The 18,964-nt window shown below is 71.4% G+C and carries 17 protein-coding genes and 1 pseudogene; 5 read left to right on the forward strand and 13 right to left on the reverse strand.

Features of this window, described 5'->3' with window-relative positions; all coding sequences use genetic code 11:
* Window positions 1–11 precede the first annotated feature (11 nt).
* Together pip and ABZ880_RS03265 are read right to left on the reverse strand one after the other, a co-directional pair.
* Entirely contained in the window at window positions 12–974 is a 963-nt protein-coding gene (gene pip, locus ABZ880_RS03260) for a prolyl aminopeptidase (RefSeq protein ID WP_361256031.1), read from the reverse strand.
* 37 nt (window positions 975–1,011) lie between these two features.
* Window positions 1,012–1,716 (reverse strand): uracil-DNA glycosylase, encoded by a 705-nt coding sequence (locus tag ABZ880_RS03265; RefSeq protein WP_361256034.1) that lies wholly within the window; start codon window positions 1,714–1,716, stop codon window positions 1,012–1,014.
* 38 nt (window positions 1,717–1,754) lie between these two features.
* On the opposite strand from ABZ880_RS03265, the gene ABZ880_RS03270 reads away from it, so the two are divergent.
* A complete protein-coding gene (locus ABZ880_RS03270; protein WP_361256037.1) occupies window positions 1,755–2,288 on the forward strand; it encodes an RNA-binding S4 domain-containing protein in 534 nt (177 codons plus the stop codon).
* A gap of 66 nt (window positions 2,289–2,354) precedes the next feature.
* Here ABZ880_RS03270 and ABZ880_RS03275 read toward each other — a convergent pair whose 3' ends face one another.
* Complete coding sequence (locus ABZ880_RS03275) at window positions 2,355–2,789, reverse strand: DoxX family protein (RefSeq protein WP_361256040.1); 435 nt, start codon at window positions 2,787–2,789, stop codon at window positions 2,355–2,357.
* A 113-nt stretch (window positions 2,790–2,902) separates the two neighbouring features.
* Window positions 2,903–3,802 (reverse strand): acyltransferase domain-containing protein, encoded by a 900-nt coding sequence (locus ABZ880_RS03280; RefSeq protein ID WP_361256043.1) that lies wholly within the window; start codon window positions 3,800–3,802, stop codon window positions 2,903–2,905.
* 77 nt (window positions 3,803–3,879) lie between these two features.
* On the opposite strand from ABZ880_RS03280, the gene ABZ880_RS03285 reads away from it, so the two are divergent.
* The gene (locus ABZ880_RS03285; RefSeq protein WP_361256046.1) at window positions 3,880–4,146 is read left to right on the forward strand and encodes a DUF6343 family protein; all 267 of its coding nucleotides are present in this window, start codon (window positions 3,880–3,882) and stop codon (window positions 4,144–4,146) included.
* Window positions 4,147–4,153: 7 nt separating this feature from the next.
* Here the strand turns inward: ABZ880_RS03285 and ABZ880_RS03290 are convergent, their stop codons facing one another.
* The 4 genes from ABZ880_RS03290 to rpsA all read right to left on the reverse strand — a co-directional run bounded on the left by ABZ880_RS03290 (window position 4,154) and on the right by rpsA (window position 7,866).
* Window positions 4,154–4,534, reverse strand: a complete 381-nt coding sequence (locus ABZ880_RS03290; protein WP_361256049.1) for a tetratricopeptide repeat protein — start codon at window positions 4,532–4,534, stop codon at window positions 4,154–4,156.
* Between the two features lie 50 nt (window positions 4,535–4,584).
* Window positions 4,585–5,214: a dephospho-CoA kinase gene (gene coaE, locus ABZ880_RS03295; RefSeq protein WP_361256051.1), complete on the reverse strand. Its 630-nt coding sequence runs from the start codon at window positions 5,212–5,214 to the stop codon at window positions 4,585–4,587.
* 45 nt (window positions 5,215–5,259) lie between these two features.
* On the reverse strand, window positions 5,260–6,198 hold the full coding sequence (locus ABZ880_RS03300) for a PAC2 family protein (protein ID WP_361256054.1): 939 nt from the start codon (window positions 6,196–6,198) through the stop codon (window positions 5,260–5,262).
* A gap of 171 nt (window positions 6,199–6,369) precedes the next feature.
* Entirely contained in the window at window positions 6,370–7,866 is a 1,497-nt protein-coding gene (rpsA, locus tag ABZ880_RS03305) for a 30S ribosomal protein S1 (protein WP_351705100.1), read from the reverse strand.
* 380 nt (window positions 7,867–8,246) lie between these two features.
* Here rpsA and ABZ880_RS03310 point away from each other — a divergent pair, with 380 nt between their 5' ends.
* Both ABZ880_RS03310 and hrpB read left to right on the forward strand, forming a co-directional pair.
* Window positions 8,247–9,059 (forward strand): class I SAM-dependent methyltransferase, encoded by an 813-nt coding sequence (locus ABZ880_RS03310; protein ID WP_361257059.1) that lies wholly within the window; start codon window positions 8,247–8,249, stop codon window positions 9,057–9,059.
* A gap of 4 nt (window positions 9,060–9,063) precedes the next feature.
* A pseudogene (hrpB, locus tag ABZ880_RS03315) lies at window positions 9,064–11,543 on the forward strand (ATP-dependent helicase HrpB).
* On the opposite strand, the gene ABZ880_RS03320 reads toward hrpB, so the two are convergent.
* The 3 genes from ABZ880_RS03320 to ABZ880_RS03330 all read right to left on the reverse strand — a co-directional run bounded on the left by ABZ880_RS03320 (window position 11,533) and on the right by ABZ880_RS03330 (window position 14,548).
* Window positions 11,533–12,525: a DUF3068 domain-containing protein gene (locus ABZ880_RS03320; protein WP_361256060.1), complete on the reverse strand. Its 993-nt coding sequence runs from the start codon at window positions 12,523–12,525 to the stop codon at window positions 11,533–11,535. The pseudogene hrpB and the gene ABZ880_RS03320 overlap by 11 nt on opposite strands.
* Before the next feature lie 21 nt (window positions 12,526–12,546).
* Window positions 12,547–12,681: an SPW_0924 family protein gene (locus ABZ880_RS03325; protein ID WP_361256064.1), complete on the reverse strand. Its 135-nt coding sequence runs from the start codon at window positions 12,679–12,681 to the stop codon at window positions 12,547–12,549.
* Between the two features lie 160 nt (window positions 12,682–12,841).
* The gene (locus tag ABZ880_RS03330; protein ID WP_361256066.1) at window positions 12,842–14,548 is read right to left on the reverse strand and encodes a lytic transglycosylase domain-containing protein; all 1,707 of its coding nucleotides are present in this window, start codon (window positions 14,546–14,548) and stop codon (window positions 12,842–12,844) included.
* A 320-nt stretch (window positions 14,549–14,868) separates the two neighbouring features.
* Between ABZ880_RS03330 and ABZ880_RS03335 the strand changes: the two genes are divergently transcribed.
* Window positions 14,869–15,726, forward strand: coding sequence for a DUF4184 family protein (locus ABZ880_RS03335; protein ID WP_361256069.1), 858 nt, complete (start codon window positions 14,869–14,871; stop codon window positions 15,724–15,726).
* Here the strand turns inward: ABZ880_RS03335 and ABZ880_RS03340 are convergent.
* Both ABZ880_RS03340 and polA read right to left on the reverse strand, forming a co-directional pair.
* Window positions 15,692–16,039: a hypothetical protein gene (locus ABZ880_RS03340; RefSeq protein WP_361256071.1), complete on the reverse strand. Its 348-nt coding sequence runs from the start codon at window positions 16,037–16,039 to the stop codon at window positions 15,692–15,694. The two genes, ABZ880_RS03335 and ABZ880_RS03340, sit on opposite strands and share 35 nt — an antisense overlap.
* Before the next feature lie 176 nt (window positions 16,040–16,215).
* Window positions 16,216–18,945 (reverse strand): DNA polymerase I, encoded by a 2,730-nt coding sequence (gene polA / locus ABZ880_RS03345; RefSeq protein WP_361256074.1) that lies wholly within the window; start codon window positions 18,943–18,945, stop codon window positions 16,216–16,218.
* Window positions 18,946–18,964: the final 19 nt, after the last annotated feature.

Consider the following 18,964-nt stretch of genomic DNA (forward strand, 5'->3'; position numbering starts at 1 on the left):
CGACATGCCGGTCACCGTCCGGCGTACTTGTCCGTCGCCGCCACCAGCGCCTCGGTCATGTCCGGCGCCCCCGCGTTGTGGCCCACGTCGTCCACGATCACCAACTCGCTGCCCGGCCAGGCGTGCTGGAGCCGCCAGACGATGCCGAGGAGGTTGCCGAAGTCGAGGCCGCCCTGGACGAGCGTGCCCGGGATGTCCTTCAGCAGGTGCGCGTCGCGCAGCACCACGCCCTCGTCGTTGCCCTCGCCCATGAAGTGGTCGTGGCCGAAGTAGTGGGTGACGGTGCGGGCGAAGCCCATGCGGAACGCCGGGTCCTCGAACCGCTCGACCGACCGCGGCGGCGCGGGAATCGTCGCCGTCTCCCAGTCGGTCCAGGCCCGCGCCGCCCGCGCCCGCACCTCGGGCTCGGGCGACTCGATGAGCCGGTTGCAGGCGAGGGCGAGGTTGCCGTCGCGCTCGCCGGCGGGCAGTTCGCCGAGGAACCGCTCGAAGGCCTCCGGGAAGATCTGCCCAAGTCCCTTGGTCAACAAGTCCACTTCGGGATTGGAGCCGGTCGCGACCCCGGTCAGCACCAGCTCGCTCACCACTCCCGGATGCGTCTGCGCGTACCGCAGCCCCAGCACCGACCCCCACGACACGCCCCACACCAGCCATCGCCCGATCCCCAAGTGCCGCCGCAGCAGCTCCAGATCGGCGATGAGGTGAGCGGTCGTGTTGACGCTCATGTCGGTGTCGTACGCGCCCGCATGGGGAGTGGAACGACCGCAGCCGCGCTGGTCGAGCAGGACGATCCGGTAGGCGGCGGGGTCGAAGAGGCGCCGGAAGTAGGGGGTGCAGCCGGAGCCCGGTCCGCCGTGCAGTACCAGCGCGGGCTTGCCGTGCGGGTTTCCGCAGGTCTCCCAGTACACGCGGTTGCCGTCGCCGACGTCGAGCATGCCGTGGTCGTACGGTTCGATCTGCGGGTATCGGCCCATCCGGGCACCGTAACTTCGGTACGGCCGCGCCGTCGCCTCATTTCCCGGCGGTCCGCACGGGCAGCCCGGCCGCCTCGCCCGCCGTGCGCAGCACGTCCCGCAGCATCTCGGGGGTGAGCTTGCCGGTGAAGGTGTTGCGCTGGCTGACGTGGAAGCAGCCGAAGAGGTCGAGGCCGTCGAGCGGCACGCGCGTGCCGTGCGCGAAGACGGGCCGCGGCCGGGGCACCGGCCAGCCCGCCTCGGCGAACGCCGGCAGCGCGGCCTGCCAGCCGAAGGCGCCCAGCACGACGACCGCACGCAGCGTGGGCCGCAGCAGCTTCAGCTCCTGGACCAGCCAGGGCCGGCAGGTGTCCCGCTCGCCCGGGGTGGGCTTGTTCTCGGGCGGGGCGCAGTGCACGGGCGAGGTGACGCGGACGCCGTACAGCTCGAGCCCGTCGTCGGCGGAGACGGAGGTCGGCTGCGAGGCCAGCCCCACCTCGTACAGCGCCCGGTACAGCACGTCCCCGGAACGGTCGCCGGTGAACATACGGCCGGTGCGGTTGCCGCCGTGGGCCGCGGGCGCGAGTCCGACGATCAGCAGCGACGCATCGGCGGGCCCGAACCCGGGCACCGGCCGCGCCCAGTACGTCCAGTCCTGGAAGGCCGCCCGCTTCGCCCGCCCGACCTCCTCACGCCACTGCACGAGCCGAGGACACGCGACGCATCCGGCGATACGGGCGTCAAGATCGGCCAGGCTGTCCATGCCTCAACGGTACGGCGGTGAGAGCTAAGGTCGGGGGCATGGCTTCCGAAGGTGACGAAGAGAAGGCCGGGCAGGGCGCCGCCGAGGCCGGGGCTGCCGAGGCGGGAGCTGCCGAGGCCGTGGACCCGAAGGTCGCCGCCGCGATCGCCGCCGCCGAGGCGGCCGGACCCGCGGACGGCGGGAGCGTGCGGGCCGACAGCTGGATCTGGGCCGTACGCCTGGTCAAGACCCGCTCGCTCGGCGCCACCGCCTGCAAGGGCGGGCATGTGCGCGTGAACGGCCAGAACGTGAAGCCCTCGCACACCCTCCGCGTCGGCGACGAGGTGCGGCTCAGGCACGAGGGCCGGGAGCGGATCGTGATCGTCAAGCGCCTGATCCGCAAGCGGGTCGGCGCCCCGGTGGCGGTTCAGTGCTATGTCGACAATTCACCTCCCCCGCCCCCGCGCGAGGCCGTCGCCCCGATCGGCATCCGCGACCGCGGCACGGGCCGCCCGACCAAGCGCGACCGCCGCGAGCTGGAGCGTCTGCGCGGGCTCGTGGAGGGCGGCAGGCCGAAGCCGGACGGGCGATGACAGACGGCGGCGGCGCCCGGCCCGGACCTCTCGGTCCCGCCGGGCGCCGTCGCCGTCGCAGGGGCGTCACGCCCGTCGTCGTACCAGTCGCAGCAGATCCGCGTTGGACCCGCGCCGGGCCCGGGCGATGAGGGCCAGCGGCACGATCAGGATGAGCGGGGTCGCGGCGTTCTCGCCGCCGAAGACGATGACCTGTACGAAGAACGCGCCGACCATCAGGGCGCTCAGCGCGACCGCGGCCACGGACTGCAGCACCGGGATCAACAGGGCCACCGCGCCCGCCAGTTCGAGCGCGCCGATGGTGTACATGCCCGCGCTGCCCCAGCCGATCTTGTCGAAGGCGTCGGCGGCGTAGGAGTTGCCGATCAGCTTGGGCAGGGCGCTGGCGATGCCGTAGAAGAGGGCGAGCAGCACCTGCACGGTGCGCAGGGCGATCCGGGCACGGCGGCCGCGGGCGGAGGAGGAGGCGACGGAGGCGACGGGGAGGGTGGTCTCGGACATGGGGTTCTCCTGTGGTGAGCGGTTCGTCGTGCTGTCACAGGGGTAGACCGGCCCTCGCTCCGGAACTCATCGCCGCCGAGCGGAATTTCGTGGGCGTCCTGCAGCGGGCCGTCCTACAGCGGAAACCATCCGTGCCCGATGTACCAGTGGCCGCCCGCCCGCAGATGGTCGCCGACCGCCCGCTCCACGGCGCTGCGCCTGGGCAGGGTCTCGACCGGCAACTCCGGGTCCCCGAACACGAATTGCACCGGTTCGGTGTCGGCCGGCTCGGTGTCCGCGCGGGCGACCCGGAAGCGCTCCTGGAAGCGGACGATGTTGGAGTCGGCGGGCAGGTACTGCTTCAACTGCGGGTCCAGCAGCCAGGAATGGCAGAGCGCGGCCCGGTACTTCTCCTCGGGGAAGTACCGCGCGAAGAACTCCGTGGCCAGCGCGAGCGAGCGTTCGCAGGCCCGCGGTGACAGCGGGCCCAGGAAGTCGGGGATGTGGAGGTTGAGGCAGGGCGTGCCGGGGGCCGCGTCGAGGCCGGCCGCCGCGAGTGTCCGGGCCGTGCGCTGCCCGTGCCGGGCCCGCTCGAACTGGAGCCGCCCCAGCTGGTACAGCTCGCCCCGGAAGTGGTGGACGAGCCACCAGGGGGCCTGCACGCCGGCCCGGCCGTAGCGCCTTCGGTGGACGGCCATGTTCCGTCCCAGGTCGGCGAGTGTGCGCCGGGCGACGTCGTCCGGGACGCCCCGCGCGCGGTGGTACGCGCGCGTGTACGGCAGCGCGGCCACGAAGACGTACACGGGGAAGCAGCGCTGCAGCGGTCCCGCCGCCCAGTCGAGCTCGGGCAGGTCGACCGGGCTGCCCACCTCTCCCATGTCCTGGACGAGCTCCTCGACCGACCTCTCCAGGACCCGCTTCAGCTCGGGGTCGTCGACCACCCGTCGGCCCATCCGGACGAGTTCGTTGATGTCCTCGTGCGGTACGGCGAGGTCGACCAGCACCTCGGCCAGCTCATCGGCATCCGGCAGCACGCGTTCTCCCCTGGCGAAGACCTCTTTGGTGAACGTCCGTCCCGAAGAGTACGTTGCAAAGAGGAGTAGTGATCGGGATGCGTACGGGCAGTGAGCCGACGACCGCGCGCAGTGCACTGCGGGCGCGCTTCTGGCTGAGCGTGTGGGGGCTGCTCTGGGCGATCTTCGGTACGGCCGCGTTCGCGCTCGCCGGGCGCCCCGGCTGGGCGGCGGCCTGCGGGGTGCTGTGGCTGGTGATCACCGTGGACATGACCGTCATCCTCAAGCACATCCGCGACGGCCCGCACTACCAGCCGGGCCGGGACGTGCCGCCGTACCGGCCGCCGGAGAGCCGGCCGCGCTGACCGGCGCTCACGAGTCGAAGCGCGCTGCCTTCAGATACTGCGGGTTGGGGTCCAGCGCGGCCGCCAGCCTGAAGTGGCGCTTGGCCTGGTCGCGTTCCCCGCGTCGCTCGTAGGTGCGGGCGAGTGCGAAGTGCGCGAACGCGTTGTCCGGCTCGCGCTCCAGGACGATGGTGAACTCCAGCTCCGCGGGCCGCAGTTGGGCGGCGGCGAAGAAGGCTCGCGCGCGCAGCAGCCGGGCGGCGGTGTTCTCGGGGTGCGCGGCTATGACTGAGTCGAGCAGCTTCACCGCGCCCCGCGGGTCCCGTGCGTTGAGCAGCTGCTCGGCGGCACGGAAGTCGATGACATTCGTCTCCGGAGTACGTCCGGTCGAACCGCTGGTCTCGGGCACGGCAGAGTCCTTCCCTCACTCGACGGGTTCAACGCCCAAGAAGGGGACTGCTATTCCTGTGACTGCCGGGACGACTCCGCCTGCGCCTGCGCTCTGCGGACGAGGTCCGCCCAGACGTCCTTGACTCTGCGCTGCAGCTCTTCCAGCGGCACGTCGTTGTCGATGAGGACGTCGGCGATCTCCCGGCGCTTCACGCGCGTCGCCTGCGCGGCCATGCGCGCGCGTGCGTCCTCCTCGGTCATACCGCGCAGCCGTACGAGCCGGTCGAGCTGGGTCTCGGGGCTCGCGTCGACGACGATCACGAGGTCGTAGAGCGGGGCGAGGGAGTTCTCGGCGAGGAGGGGGACGTCATGGATGATGACCGAGTCCTCGGAGGCGGCGGATTCCAGCTCGCGGGAACGCGCGCCGACCAGCGGGTGCACGATCGAGTTCAGCAGCGCCAGCTTCTCCGGGTCGGCGAAGACGATCGAGCCGAGCTTCGGCCGGTCCAGGGTGCCGTCCGGGGCGAGCACGTCGCCGCCGAAGGCGTCCACGACGGCGGCCAGCCCCGGGGTGCCCGGTTCGACGACCTCGCGCGCGATGCGATCCGCGTCGATCAGCACGGCCCCGCACTCCACGAGCAGCCGCGACACCTCGCTCTTACCGGCACCGATGCCCCCGGTCAGGCCGACTTTCAACATGACCGGAAGCTTACGGCCCGCCTCTGACAACCCGCCTCTCGGGACTCAGTTGTCTCCTTCCCGCTCCGCCAGGAACCGCTCGAACTCGAGCCCGATCTCGTCGGCCGACGGGATGTCGACCGGCTCGGCGAGCATGTTGCCGCGGGACTCGGCGCCGGCGACGGCGTCGTACTGGTTCTCCAGGCCCGTGACGAGGGAGGTGAGCTCCTCGTCGCCCTCCTGGATCTGGCGGTCGATCTCGGTCTGTGTGCGGTGCGCCTCCGTGCGCAGGGAGTGCGCGATGCCGGGGAGCACCAGACCGGTGGCCGCCGTGATGGCCTCCAGGACGGTGAGCGCCGCGTCCGGGTACGGGGAGCGGGCGATGTAGTGCGGGACGTGCGCGGCGACGCCGAGGACGTCGTGGCCGGCCTCCATGAGGCGGTACTCGACCAGGGACTCGGCGCTGCCGGGGACCTGGGCCTCGTCGAAGGGGCTGCGGTGGCCCGGCACCAGGTCGTTGCGGTTGCCGTGCGGGGTCAGGCCCACCGGGCGGGTGTGCGGCACGCCCATCGGGATGCCGTGGAAGTTCACGGACAGGCGCACGCCGAGCCGCTCCACGATCTGCTGGACGGCCGCGGCGAAGCGCTCCCACTCCACGTCCGGCTCGGGCCCGGACAGCAGCAGGAAGGGCGCTCCGGTGGCGTCCTGGACCAGCCGCACGTCGATGGTGGGCTCCTCGTACTCGGTCCACCGGTCGCGCTTGAAGGTCAGCAGCGGGCGGCGGGCGCGGTAGTCCACGAGCCGGTCGTGGTCGAACCGGGCCACGACCTGGTGGGGCTGCGAGTCGAAGAGCCGCTCGACGATCTGGTCGCCGGTCTCGCCCGCGTCGATGTATCCGTCGAAGTGGTAGAGCATGACAAGACCGGCCGACTCCTGGGCGAGCGCCATGTCGACGACGGCCAGCCCCTTCGGCTCCCATGCGTACAAACCCTGCGGATCAAGCACAGTGACCGCTCCTCCTCGTGTTCGTACGTTTCAACGCCCCCTGGACCAGGGGCATTCCCGCTCGGGGCGCTGATCAGGCATCTCTTACGGCCTTCTCATGGCGAACACGGCTGAGGGGCCGCACCTCGAAAGGTACGGCCCCTCAGTCAGGAGCTACTGCTCAGTGAGCGTTCAGCTCTGGCCACCCGCGAGCTTCTCGCGGAGCGCGGCCAGCGCCTCGTCCGAGGCCAGCGCACCGGAGGTGTCCGCGCCCTCGGAGGAGTACGAACCGCCACCCGCGGCCGGCGCCGCACCCGCGGCGTCGCCGCCCTCGGCGGCAGCGGCAGCGTCGGCCTCGCGGCTCTTGATGACCTGCTGCTGGTGCTGCTCGAAGCGCTGCTGCGCCTCGGCGTACTGGTGCTCCCACGCCTCGCGCTGGGTCTCGTAGCCCTCGAGCCAGTCGTTGGTCTCGGGGTCGAAGCCCTCGGGGTAGATGTAGTTGCCCTGGTCGTCGTACGAGGCAGCCATGCCGTACAGGGTCGGGTCGAACTCGACCGAGGCCGGGTCGGCACCGAAGGACTCGTTGGCCTGCTTCAGCGAGAGGCTGATGCGACGGCGCTCGAGGTCGATGTCGATGACCTTGACGAAGATCTCGTCGTTGACCTGGACGACCTGCTCCGGGATCTCCACGTGGCGCTCGGCCAGCTCGGAGATGTGGACCAGACCCTCGATGCCCTCGTCCACGCGGACGAACGCACCGAACGGAACCAGCTTGGTGACCTTGCCCGGGACGACCTGACCGATCTGGTGCGTGCGGGCGAACTGCTGCCACGGGTCTTCCTGGGTCGCCTTCAGCGACAGGGAGACACGCTCGCGGTCCATGTCGACGTCGAGGACCTCGACGGTGACCTCCTGGCCGACCTCGACCACCTCGGAGGGGTGGTCGATGTGCTTCCAGGACAGCTCGGAGACGTGGACCAGACCGTCGACGCCACCCAGGTCCACGAAGGCACCGAAGTTGACGATCGAGGAGACCACACCGGAGCGGACCTGACCCTTCTGCAGGGTCGTGAGGAACGTCTGGCGGACCTCGGACTGGGTCTGCTCCAGCCAGGCACGGCGGGACAGGACCACGTTGTTGCGGTTCTTGTCCAGCTCGATGATCTTGGCCTCGAGCTCCTTGCCCACGTAGGGCTGGAGGTCGCGGACGCGGCGCATCTCGACCAGGGAGGCCGGGAGGAAGCCACGGAGGCCGATGTCGAGGATGAGACCACCCTTGACGACCTCGATGACGGTACCGGTGACGATGCCGTCCTCTTCCTTGATCTTCTCGATGGTGCCCCAGGCACGCTCGTACTGGGCGCGCTTCTTCGAGAGGATCAGGCGGCCTTCCTTGTCCTCCTTCTGGAGAACAAGGGCCTCGATCTCGTCACCCACGGCGACGACCTCGTTGGGGTCGACGTCGTGCTTGATCGAGAGCTCGCGGCTCGGGATGACACCTTCGGTCTTGTAACCGATGTCGAGCAGGACCTCGTCCCGGTCGACCTTCACGATGACGCCGTCGACGATGTCGCCGTCGTTGAAGTACTTGATCGTCTCGTCGATCGCGGCGAGGAAGGCTTCCTCGTTACCGATGTCGTTGACCGCAACCTGCGGGGTGGTGGCGGTGGTCTCGGTGCTGCTCGTCATGTGGGAAAGGGCTCCGGTACGGACATTGAAGTCGTAGGTACTGCTACGCCGGGAGCCCGTATCGCTCTGAAGAAGCCGGACAGCCAAGGAAGCGCCCCACCAGACAACGGTGATGGCGCCTCGACAACCGAGGGGACATACAACAGATGCGAGCGCAGCCTGCTACGTCTGAGGTGCGCAGGCCCGCAGCGCAACTTGTAGCATACGGGGGCAGCCGGACAGGGTCAATGCGCGAAGGCGCACACCCGGGGCGGATCGCCGCAATCCCGGCACAAGAACTGTCTCACGAGGCCACGCAGGCCCATGAGACCTCTTCCCTGACGCCTCCGAGAGGGCCGACTGCGTCAGCGAGGTGACGGAAGAGTACGACGAGGGAGCCGATCATCCAAGAGCCCGAAGCGTTCGAACCGGAAGCCACCCGGCGCGCGGCCGACGTCGCGGAGAGCGCCCGTGCCAACCGTGGCTGGTGGGACAGGAACGCGGACGAATACCAGGTCGAGCACGGCACGTTCCTCGGCGACGACCGCTTCGTGTGGGGTCCCGAGGGCCTCGACGAAGTGGAGGCCGAGCTGCTGGGCCGACCGGAGGACCTGAAGGGCAGGGACGTCCTGGAGATAGGCGCGGGCGCGGCGCAGTGCGCGCGCTGGCTGGCCGCCCAGGGCGCCCGCCCGGTCGCCCTGGACATCTCGCACCGCCAGCTCCAGCACGCGCTGCGCATCGGCCGAACGTTCCCGCTGGTGTGCGCCGACGCGGGCGCGCTGCCCTTCGCGGACGGCTCCTTCGACCTGGCGTGCTCGGCGTACGGTGCGCTGCCGTTCGTCGCCGACCCGGTACGCGTGCTCACCGAGGTGCGGCGGGTGCTGCGTCCGGGCGGGCGCTTCGTCTTCTCTGTCACGCACCCCATCCGCTGGGCCTTCCCCGACGAGCCCGGCCCCGAGGGGCTGAGCGTCTCCGCCTCCTACTTCGACCGCACGCCGTACGTCGAGCAGGACGAGGAGGGCCGCGCGGTCTACGTCGAGCACCACAGGACGATCGGCGACCGGGTGCGCGACGTGGTGGCCGGCGGCTTCCGGCTGGTCGACCTGGTCGAGCCGGAGTGGCCGGCCTGGAACACCTCGGAGTGGGGCGGCTGGTCGCCGTTGCGCGGGAACCTGATTCCGGGGACGGCCATCTTCGTATGCGTACGAGACTGAGCATGTGATCCGTTACGACGCCCTGGCCGCGCTGCCCGTGCGCGGTGCGCTGCCCGCCCTGAACGACGCCCTGGACGGGCACGGCACGGCCGTGCTCGTGGCGCCTCCGGGCACGGGCAAGACGACGCTGGTGCCGCTGGAGCTGGCCGGGCTGCTCGGGGACGGCCCGGCGCGTCGCGTGGTCGTCGCCGAGCCGCGCCGTATCGCCGCGCGCGCGGCCGCCCGGCGGATGGCGTGGCTGCTGGGCGAGAAGCCCGGCGAGAGCGTCGGGTACACCGTGCGCGGCGAGCGGGTCGTGGGGCGCCGCGCGCGCGTGGAGGTCGTGACGACCGGTGTGCTGCTGCAGCGGCTGCAGCGGGACCAGGAGCTGGCCGGCGTGGACGTGGTGGTGCTGGACGAGTGCCACGAGCGGCATCTGGACGCCGACACCACGGCGGCCTTCCTGTGGGACGTACGGGAGACCCTGCGGCCGGAGCTGCGGCTGGTGGCCGCGTCGGCGACGACGGATGCGCAGGGGTGGGCGCGGCTGCTGGGCGGGGCGCCGGTGGTCGAGGCGGAGGGCGTCTCGCATCCGGTGGAGGTGGTCTGGTCGCCTCCGGCACGGCCGGTACGGCCGCCGCACGGCATGCGGGTGGACCCGGCGCTGCTGACGCATGTGGCGTCGACGGTACGGCGGGCGCTGGCCGAGCGGGACGGGGACGTGCTGTGCTTCCTGCCGGGCGTGGGCGAAATCGCGCGCGTGGCCGGGCAGCTGGGGGACCTGGGTGAGGTAGAGGTGCTCTCCAGGTGCACGGGCGGGCGCCGGCTGCCGTGCAGGACGCGGTGCTCGCTCCGGGCGCCCGGCGCCGGGTGGTGCTGGCGACGGCGGTGGCCGAGTCGTCGCTGACGGTTCCGGGGGTGCGGGTCGTCGTCGACTCGGGGCTGGCGCGGGAGCCGCGGGTCGATCACGCGCGAGGGCTGAGCGCGCTGACGACGGTACGGGCCTCGCAGGCCGCCGGGCGGCAGCGGGCGGGGCGGGCCGGGCGCGAGGCGCCGGGGGCCGTGTACCGGTGCTGGGCGGAGGCCGAGGACCCGCGTCTGCCCCGTTTCCCGTCGCCGGAGATCAAGGTGGCCGACCTGACGGCGTTCGCCCTGCAGACCGCGTGCTGGGGCGATCCGGACGCGTCCGGACTGGCGCTGCTGGATCCGCCGCCGGGTGGAGCGATGGCGGCGGCGAGGGCGGTGCTGACGGCCATCGGGGCGGTGGACTCCGCCGGTCACGCCACCGAGCGGGGGGTTCTGCTGGCCCGGCTGGGGTTGCATCCGCGGCTGGGGCGGGCGCTGCTGGACACCTCCGGCAGGGGCGCCGAGGTGGTCGCCCTTCTGTCCGAGGAGGCACCCAGGGAGTACGGGGACGATCTGGCGGCCGCTCTGCGAGCCGCCCGGCGTGGGGGTGACGCCTATGCGGGGCGGTGGCGGGCGGAGGTACGGAGGCTGCAGGCACACGGCGAGCGCACGTCCGCGTACAGCGCGGACGACCGCACGGTCGGGCTCGTCGCCGCCCTCGCCTTCCCCGAGCGCGTCGCCCGAGCCGACGGCGGTTCCTATCTCATGGCCTCCGGCACCCGCGCGGAACTCGGTGACGCCAGTCCCCTGCGCGGTGCTCCGTGGATCGCCATGGCCGTCACGGACCGGCCCGTCGGCAAGGGGCACGCGCGTGTGCAGCTCGCTGCCGTGGTGGACGAGGAGACGGCCCGGTCGGCGGCTGCGTCGCTGTACTCCGAGAGCCAGGAGGTCCACTGGGCCGACGGCGACGTCGTGGCGCGGCAGGTGGAGCGGCTGGGGGCGATCGAGCTCGCGGTGCGCCCCCTGACGGACGCCGACCCCGTACTCGTACGCAATGCGCTTCTCGAAGGGCTGCGGCAGGAAGGGTTCGGGCTGCTGCGGTGGTCGCCCGACGCCCTCGTGCTGCGGCAGCGGCTGGCCTTCCTGTGCCTGCATCTCGGGGAGCCGTGGCCCGATGTGTCCGACGATGCGCTGCACGCGCGCGTGGACGAGTGTCTGGAGCCCGAGTTGAGCCGGGCCCGGCGGCGCGCGCATCTTGCGCGGATCGATGCGGGGCAGGCGCTCGCACGGTTGCTGCCCTGGGCCTCCGGAGAGGCCGCGCGGCTCGACGAGTTGGCGCCGGAGCGGATCGTCGTACCGAGCGGGTCCAGGATCCGGATCGACTACGGCAATCCCGAACAGCCCGTTCTCGCCGTGAAGTTGCAGGAGATGTTCGGGCTGCAGGAGTCGCCCGCCGTCGCGGGGGTGCCGCTGCTCGTGCATCTGCTCTCCCCCGCCGGGCGGCCGGCCGCCGTCACCGCCGACCTCGCCTCCTTCTGGAAGGACGGCTACAAGGGCGTACGGGCGGAGTTGCGCGGCCGGTATCCGAAGCATCCGTGGCCCGAGGACCCCGCGAGTGCCGAGCCGACGCGGTACACCAACGCGCGGCTCAGGCGCTGACCGGTTCCGGCGTCGAGGACTTGGCCGGTTCCGGGTCGGCCGGGCGGCGGCTGCGGGCCTCCAGCCACAGCGACAGGCCAAGCAGCAGGGCGCCGAGGACCAGGAAGCCCCAGGGCAGGTACGACGTCATCAGCAGGACCAGGGTGCGGTTGGACTTGACCAGGTCGACCGTGTGCTCGATGTAGTCCTCGCGCATCTTCACGTGGCCGGCGAAGGCCGTGACCTTGTCGCGGCCGCCGAGCAGGGTGCCGCCGCGGAGTTCCTCCTTGTGGATCTCCTCGCCGTAGACGGGGGCGCCGGTGACGGGCTCGACCCAGAACCTGCGGACCGTGGTGTACCAGCGGGTGGTGCCGGTCTTGGCGACCGACTCGGGGGTGATGCCCTTCACCGGCATGGTCCTGGGGAACGCGACCTTGGTCCAGGGGATGGTCTGCTCGAAGTAGTAGACCTTCAGGCCGCGGAAGTTCTGGGTGCCCTTGTAGTGGATGGGGTTGGTGGTGCGGGTCTGGGCGTCGAAGTACTCGTAGTCCCGTTTCTGGGTCAGGAAGGGCCACTTGAACTCGATGCCGGTCCGCTTGACCGGATCGCCGTCGACCATCTCGCCGGTGGCGTGGACCGGGGCCTGGCTGTGGGCGTCGAAGATGTAGCGCTCGGGGATCTTGGAGACCACCTTGCCGTCGGGTCCCTGGACGTAGGAGAGGCCGTCCCAGACGACGACGTCCCGGCCCGCCGTCCTCTCTATCTTCTGCGCGGCCTCCACGTTGCCCTTGAGGGTCTGCACGATGGTGACCTTGGAGACCTTGCGCGCCTTCATCGTGCCGTAGTCCAGGAGGGTCGCGCCCTTCGCCTCCAGGACCATGTCCTGGTACTGGTTCGCGGGGATCTTGGCCAGGCGCGGGAAGGCGTACCAGCGCAGCAGCGGGGACAGTGCCGCGAAGAACACGGCGAAGGCGAGCAGGACCAGACTGGCCTTGCGGCGCATCTCGGCCTCCCGGGCGGGCGGTTACGGGTGTGCGGGCACCGTCGTCAGCAGCGGCTTCGGGGACGTCTTGCCGGTCGGGGAGCCCATCGCGGTGATCGTGAAGACCAACGCGAACGCGAGGGCGAGACCGGTCGCGGCGGCGATCAGGGCACGCATGACTGCCTCCCGACGGACGTGGAGCCGACTGGAACTGATACATCGTCAGGTCCGGCACCGTAGCAACGGGTGGGCGAGATGAGAACACGTTGCACAGACAACGACGGCGGCGCCCTCTGCTCGAGAGGACGCCGCCGTCGTACGGAGAACTGACGGAGAACTACGCGCTGGGACTTGCCGACGGGCTCGGGCTGGCCGAGGAGTCGGGCGCGTTCACGGTCAGCGGGACGTTGATGGCCGCGCCGCCCGCGGTGGTGATGCGGAGCATGAAGGTGCCGGTGTTGTCGTCCGAGTACAGCTTCGGCAGCGTCAGCAGGCCCTTGGCGTCCGTCTTCAGGCCGGTCAGGGTGCGGACGGTCTTGCCGTCGGCGTCCTTGAAGTACGGGCCCTTGTCGTTCTCGGTGGGGTCGAGGACCGATTTGATCAGGGTGGCGGTGACCGCGACCTTGTCGGCGACGGCGCCCTTGTAGGTGGCCTTCACCTCGACCTGGTCGGCAAACGTGCCGTCCGGGGTGCAGGTCATCGTGGTGTCGCTGGTGCGGACGACGGTGTCGGCGACGCGCTCGGTGACCGTGGCCGTGTAGTCGAGGCCGGTGACCGCGCGGCCCACGACGGTGGCGCGGACGGTGAAGTCGCCGGTCTTCTCGCCCGCCTGCAGGGTGGGTGCGACCGCGACGCCGGAGCTGTCGGTGACGACCGTCGCGACGCTCTCGCCGCCGGTGAAGGTGGTGTCGGTGTCGCCGACGAGGGTGAAGCGGACGCGGACCTTGGCGACGGCCTTGCCGGCCTTGGTCTCGGCCTTGGTGCTGATCTTCTTGGTGAACGCGTCGCCGGCCATCGCGGTGAGCTTGGCGGTGCCCGCGTCCTCCAGGTGGTCCACCGTGTCGGTGGGCGTGGGGGACGGACTGCCCGGCGTCGACGGGGTGCTGGGGGTGTCCGACGGCGGCGAACTGGGGCTCGGGGAGCCGGGGGTGGTCGGCGGCTTCGAGGGCGTCGTCGGCGACGGCTTGGGGTTGGCCTTCTCGTCGTCGTCGCTGCGGCCCGAGGGCACGGAGCCGGAGCCGTCCGGGATCTCGTGGGTGCCCTTGCGGTAGTACTCCAGCCACGACAGGACGAGGTTCAGGTAGTCCTGCGAGTTGTTGTAGCTGAGGATCGCGCTGTTGAGGTCGGACTGGTTCGACAGGTCCCAGCCGTTGCGGCACAGGTAGTGGCCGGCGGCGAGGGCGGCGTCGTAGACGTTGTTGGGGTCCTTGACCCCGTCGCCGTTGCCGTCGCGGCCCGCCCACGCCCAGGTGGACGGGATGAACTGCATGGGACCGACGGCCTGGTCGTAGCTGCTGTTGCCGTCGTACTCGCCGCCGTCGGTGTCCTTGATGAGCGCGAAGCCGTTGCCGTCGAGCTGCGGGCCGAGGATCGGGGAGACGGTGGTGCCGTCCGCGGTGACGCGGCCGCCGCGGGCCTGGCCCGACTCGACCTTGCCGATGGCGGCGAGCAGCTGCCAGGGCAGGTTGCAGCCGGGCTTGGAGGAGCGCAGCTCGGTCTCGGCCTTCTTGTAGGCGTCCAGGACGGTGGCGGGAATGCCGGACTCGGCCTCGCCCTGCGCGACGGGGGTGCCGGTGCCCGTACTCGGGGACGGGCTGGGGCTGTTGAGCGGCGGCAGGTCCGTGTAGTACGGCGAGTTGCCGGTCGCCGCGCCCGCGTCGGCGGTGGCGTCGGGTGAGGACGTGGCGTCGGAGGCGGTCTGTCTGCCGTGGTCGTCGACCGTGACCCCAGGGGCCTGGGACGCGGACAGAGCTGCGACCGCAAGGGCCGCCACGGCGGTGGTTGCCGCTCCCTTGGCCAGCCTCCGGCCGAATTGCGCCGCCATAGAGTGAACCCCTCCCGTGGACGCCCGAGCGCCCGTCTCTGTCTGCCTGCTCGCCTTGTTGTGACGATCGACCCACGGTGCTGGTTGCCCCCGCGGGGACGCTTTTCGTGTGCTGTTCGCCTGTTCGTCAGTTCGACCGCGCGCCCGGCACGGCAACTCAGGCGACCCTACGGCAACTTGCTTTCCCCAGGCACCCGTCCGTGCCCGGTTTTCACCGGTTGGCCATGTGCGGTTGGCGCAACAGCCGGGCCCGCATACTGGACCGTAAAACCGATCACCCGGGCCGGCGGTCCGGGCAACGCCCGGCGTGAGGAGCCCCGTTGCCGTTCACCCTGAGCCATGCGGCGGCCGTGCTGCCCGCCGTGCGACCCGACGGAGGCGGCCGAGGTCGGCTGATTCCCGCCGTACTGGTGGCGGGTTCCTTCGCGCCCGACATGACCTATTACGCGGCGAGTGCGGTGTCCGGTGCGATGGAGTTCGGGGACGTCACGCACTCCTTCCCCGGCGTCTTCACGGTCGACGTGCTGGTGGCCTGGGCGTTGGTGGGGCTGTGGCTGCTGGTGCGCGAGCCGGTGGTGGCCCTGCTGCCGCGGGCCCGGCAGGCGCGACCGGCGGCCCTGGTGCGGTGCGGGGCGCCACGCGCGCGCGTACGGCCGTCGCTGGTGGCCCGGTGGTATGCGTCCGCGGCGCTGGGCGCGCTGACGCATGTCGTGTGGGACGCGTTCACGCATCTCGACCGCTGGGGGATGCGACTGTTTCCCGTACTGGGCCGGGAGGTCGCGGGCTCTCCTTTGTACTGGTACCTGCAGTACGGGGGTTCGGTGGTGGCGGCGGTCGTGATCGCCGTGTGGCTGTGGCGGGCGCTGCGCCGCGTACCGCCGGGCTCCGCCTCGGAGCGGGTCCCGGTGCTGTCGGTGCGGGACCGGTGGTGGGCCGTTGCCGTGATCGGCGGGAGCGCGGGCGTCGCGGCCGTGGAGCGGGCGACGCACTGGTGGGCCTACTGGGGGTCGACGGCGAAGCCCTGGGAGCTGATCCCGACGGTGTGCTTCGGGGCCGGCGCCGGGCTGGTGCTGGGGCTGCTGCTGTACGCGGTCGGGGTGCGGGTGTGGCGCCCGGTGCCGTCCGCCGGGCCGCCGCAGCCGGTCAGCGCGGGGCGGGGCCGTCCGGCCGGTCGGTGAGGGTGCCGGCGGTCACGGCGAACACGGTGACGGTGCGGGCGGGGCGGCTGCGGCGGACGCGGACGAGAAGTCCGGCGAGGTAGCTGCGGCCCAGCCCGGCCCACAGCCGCCAGACGGGCGGCTCACCCGCACCGGCGAGTCTGCGCCCGAGGTCCGCCGCGGTGCGGCGCAGGACCGTGGTGAGGTCGGTGGGGATGCGGGCGGTGCTTGCGGATGCTGCGAAGACCGGCACCTTTGCGGGTGGCACGGCGGGCGCCACTTCGGCACTCGCCTGCGCTCTCGCCGGTCGGCGGTTGAGCATGCGTATACCCATGCCCGCATCCTTACGGGAGAAGGGGGCGCGGGGCGCTTTTGCGGGGGCCACGTGAGTGACGGTGCCCTGCGGGGCTTGGGCCGACGGTTGTGCGGGGCGGGCGGTGGTGCAGCAGGGCGGAGGGCCCGTTGCCCTGCCGTACGGCAAGTACGAACCCTCCGCCCAACCGCCGGCAGCTAGTGCGCCGCCGATTCCCAGTCGGGACCCGCGCCCACCGAGACGCCCAGCGGGACGTTCAGGTGGACCGCGTCGGACATCTCGCGGCGGACGATCTCCTCCGCGGCCGCGCGCTCGCCGGGGGCGATCTCCAGGACGATTTCGTCGTGGACCTGGAGGAGCATCCGGGACTTGAGCGCGGCCTCGGTGAGGGCCTTGTCCACCTTGAGCATGGCGATCTTGACGATGTCCGCCGCGGTGCCCTGGATGGGGGCGTTGAGGGCCATGCGCTCGGCCGCCTCGCGGCGCTGGCGGTTGTCGCTGTTGAGGTCGGGCAGATAGCGGCGGCGCCCGAACAGCGTGGCCGTGTAGCCCGTCGCCCGCGCCTCGTCGACCGCCCGGCGCAGATAGTCCCGTACGCCGCCGAAGCGCTCGAAGTACGCGTCCATCAGGGCACGCGCCTCGCCCGCGTCGATGTTCAGCTGCTGGGACAGGCCGAACGCCGACAGGCCGTACGCCAGGCCGTACGACATCGCCTTGATCTTGCGCCGCATCTCCGCGTCGACCGCGGCGGGCTCGACGGCGAACACCTGGGAGGCCGCGGTGGTGTGCAGGTCCTCGCCGGAGGTGAACGCCTGGATGAGGCCCTCGTCCTCGGAGAGGTGGGCCATCACGCGCAGTTCGATCTGGCTGTAGTCGGCGGTCATGAGGGATTCGAAGCCCTCGCCGACCACGAAGCCGCGGCGGATGGCCCGGCCCTCGTCCGTGCGGACCGGGATGTTCTGCAGGTTCGGGTCGGTGGAGGACAGCCGGCCCGTCGCGGCGACCGTCTGGTTGAAGGTGGTGTGGATGCGGCCGTCGGTCGCGATCGTCTTGATCAGGCCCTCGACCGTCACCCGCAGCTTCGCCTGCTCGCGGTGGCGGAGCATGATGACCGGCAGTTCGTTGTCCGTCTGCGTCGCCAGCCAGGCCAGGGCGTCGGCGTCCGTGGTGTAGCCGGTCTTGGTCTTCTTCGTCTTGGGCAGGCCCAGCTCGCCGAAGAGGACCTCCTGGAGCTGCTTGGGCGAGCCCAGGTTGAACTCGTGCCCCGCCGCCGCGTGCGCCTCCTTCACCGCCTGCTGCACGGCGCCCGCGAACATCTGCTCCATGGCCTCCAGGTGTGCCCGGTCGGCCGCGATGCCGTGCCGCTCCATGCGGGCGAGCAGGGCGGAGGTGGGCAGCTCCATGTCGCCGAGCAGGTCCGCGGCGCCGACCTCCTGGAGGCGGCCGGTGAAGGCCTCGCCCAGGTCGAGGACGGCGCGGGCCTGGATCATCAGGGCCTCGGCCTCGGCGCCGTCGTCCGTACCGAAGGCCAGCTGCCCGTCGGCCGCGGCGGCGGGCGCCAACTCCCGGCCCAGGTACTCCAGGGAGAGCGCGTCCAGGTCGAAGGAGCGGCGGCCCGGCTTGACCAGGTAGGCGGCGAGTGCGGTGTCCATGGCGACGCCGGCGACGCTCCAGCCGTGCTCGGCGAAGACGCGCATGGCGCCCTTGGCGTTGTGCAGCACCTTGGGCTTCGCCGCGTCGGCGAGCCAGGCCGCCCACGCCGTCTCGTCGGCCTCGTCCAGCTGGGAGGGGTCGAACCAGGCGGCCGCTCCCCCGGCCGCGGCGAGCGCGACCTCGGCGACCGAGCCGGTGCCCAGCGCCCAGGTGTCGACCGTGGCGACACCGAGGGTCTCGGTGCCGTGCTCGGCGAGCCAGGGCGCGAGCTCGCCGGTGCCGAGCACCGTGCCGTCCAGCTCCACGCCGTCGGCGACCACCGGGGTCTCCTCGGCCTCCGCGGCACCCGGGTCGACGGCCAGCAGCCGCTCGCGCAGCGAGGGGTTCCTGATCTCCAGGGTGTCGAGGACCATCGCGACGCCCTTGCGGTCGTACGGGGCGCGCTCGAGGTCGGCGACCGTCTTGGGCAGCTCGACCGTGCGCACCATCTCGGTCAGGCGGCGGTTGAGCTTGACGGCCTCCAGGTGGTCGCGCAGGTTCTGCCCGGCCTTGCCCTTGACCTCCTCGACGCGTTCGACGAGCTCCGCGAACGAACCGAACTGGTTGATCCACTTCGCGGCCGTCTTCTCACCCACGCCCGGGATGCCCGGCAGGTTGTCGGACGGGTCGCCGCGCAGGGCCGCGAAGTCGGGGTACTGCGCGGGCGTCAACCCGTACTTCTCGAAGACCTTCTCCGGGGTGAACCGGGTCAGCTCCGAGACGCCCTTCGTCGGGTACAGCACCGTCGTGTTCTCGGTGACCAGCTGGAAGGAGTCGCGGTCGCCGGTGACGATCAGCACCTCGAAGCCCTCGGCCTCGGCCTGCGTGGCGAGCGTGGCGATGACGTCGTCCGCCTCGAAGCCGTCGACCGCGAACCGGGAGACGGCCATCGTGTCGAGGAGCTCGCCGATCAGCTCGACCTGGCCCTTGAACTCGTCCGGGGTCTTGGAGCGGTTCGCCTTGTACTCCGTGAACTCCTCGGAGCGCCAGGTCTTGCGGGAGACGTCGAAGGCCACCGCGAAGTGCGTGGGCTCCTCGTCGCGCAGGGTGTTGGCCAGCATCGACGCGAAGCCGTAGATCGCGTTCGTCGGCTGGCCCGTCGCCGTCGTGAAGTTCTCCGCGGGCAGCGCGAAGAACGCGCGGTACGCCAGCGAGTGCCCGTCCATGAGCATGAGGCGGGGCCGCGGGTTGCCGCCGGCGGTCTTCTCGGTCTTCTTCGCTGCTGTCTCTGCCACATCCCCGATCCTGCCATGA

Origin of the sequence: Streptomyces sp. NPDC047043, assembly GCF_040644055.1 — a bacterium.
Classification (GTDB): Bacteria; Actinomycetota; Actinomycetes; order Streptomycetales; family Streptomycetaceae; genus Streptomyces.

Coding starts and splice junctions, on each gene's coding strand:
- coaE (WP_361256051.1), bottom strand. CDS start 5,214: ATGTTGAAAGTCGGCCTGACCGGGGGCATCGGTGCCGGTAAGAGCGAG.
- ABZ880_RS03265 (WP_361256034.1), bottom strand. CDS start 1,716: ATGGACAGCCTGGCCGATCTTGACGCCCGTATCGCCGGATGCGTCGCG.
- ABZ880_RS03340 (WP_361256071.1), bottom strand. CDS start 16,039: ATGGGTATACGCATGCTCAACCGCCGACCGGCGAGAGCGCAGGCGAGT.
- rpsA (WP_351705100.1), bottom strand. CDS start 7,866: ATGACGAGCAGCACCGAGACCACCGCCACCACCCCGCAGGTTGCGGTC.
- ABZ880_RS03330 (WP_361256066.1), bottom strand. CDS start 14,548: ATGGCGGCGCAATTCGGCCGGAGGCTGGCCAAGGGAGCGGCAACCACC.
- pip (WP_361256031.1), bottom strand. CDS start 974: ATGGGCCGATACCCGCAGATCGAACCGTACGACCACGGCATGCTCGAC.
- ABZ880_RS03320 (WP_361256060.1), bottom strand. CDS start 12,525: ATGCGCCGCAAGGCCAGTCTGGTCCTGCTCGCCTTCGCCGTGTTCTTC.
- ABZ880_RS03275 (WP_361256040.1), bottom strand. CDS start 2,789: ATGTCCGAGACCACCCTCCCCGTCGCCTCCGTCGCCTCCTCCTCCGCC.
- ABZ880_RS03325 (WP_361256064.1), bottom strand. CDS start 12,681: ATGCGTGCCCTGATCGCCGCCGCGACCGGTCTCGCCCTCGCGTTCGCG.
- ABZ880_RS03285 (WP_361256046.1), top strand. CDS start 3,880: ATGCGTACGGGCAGTGAGCCGACGACCGCGCGCAGTGCACTGCGGGCG.
- ABZ880_RS03270 (WP_361256037.1), top strand. CDS start 1,755: ATGGCTTCCGAAGGTGACGAAGAGAAGGCCGGGCAGGGCGCCGCCGAG.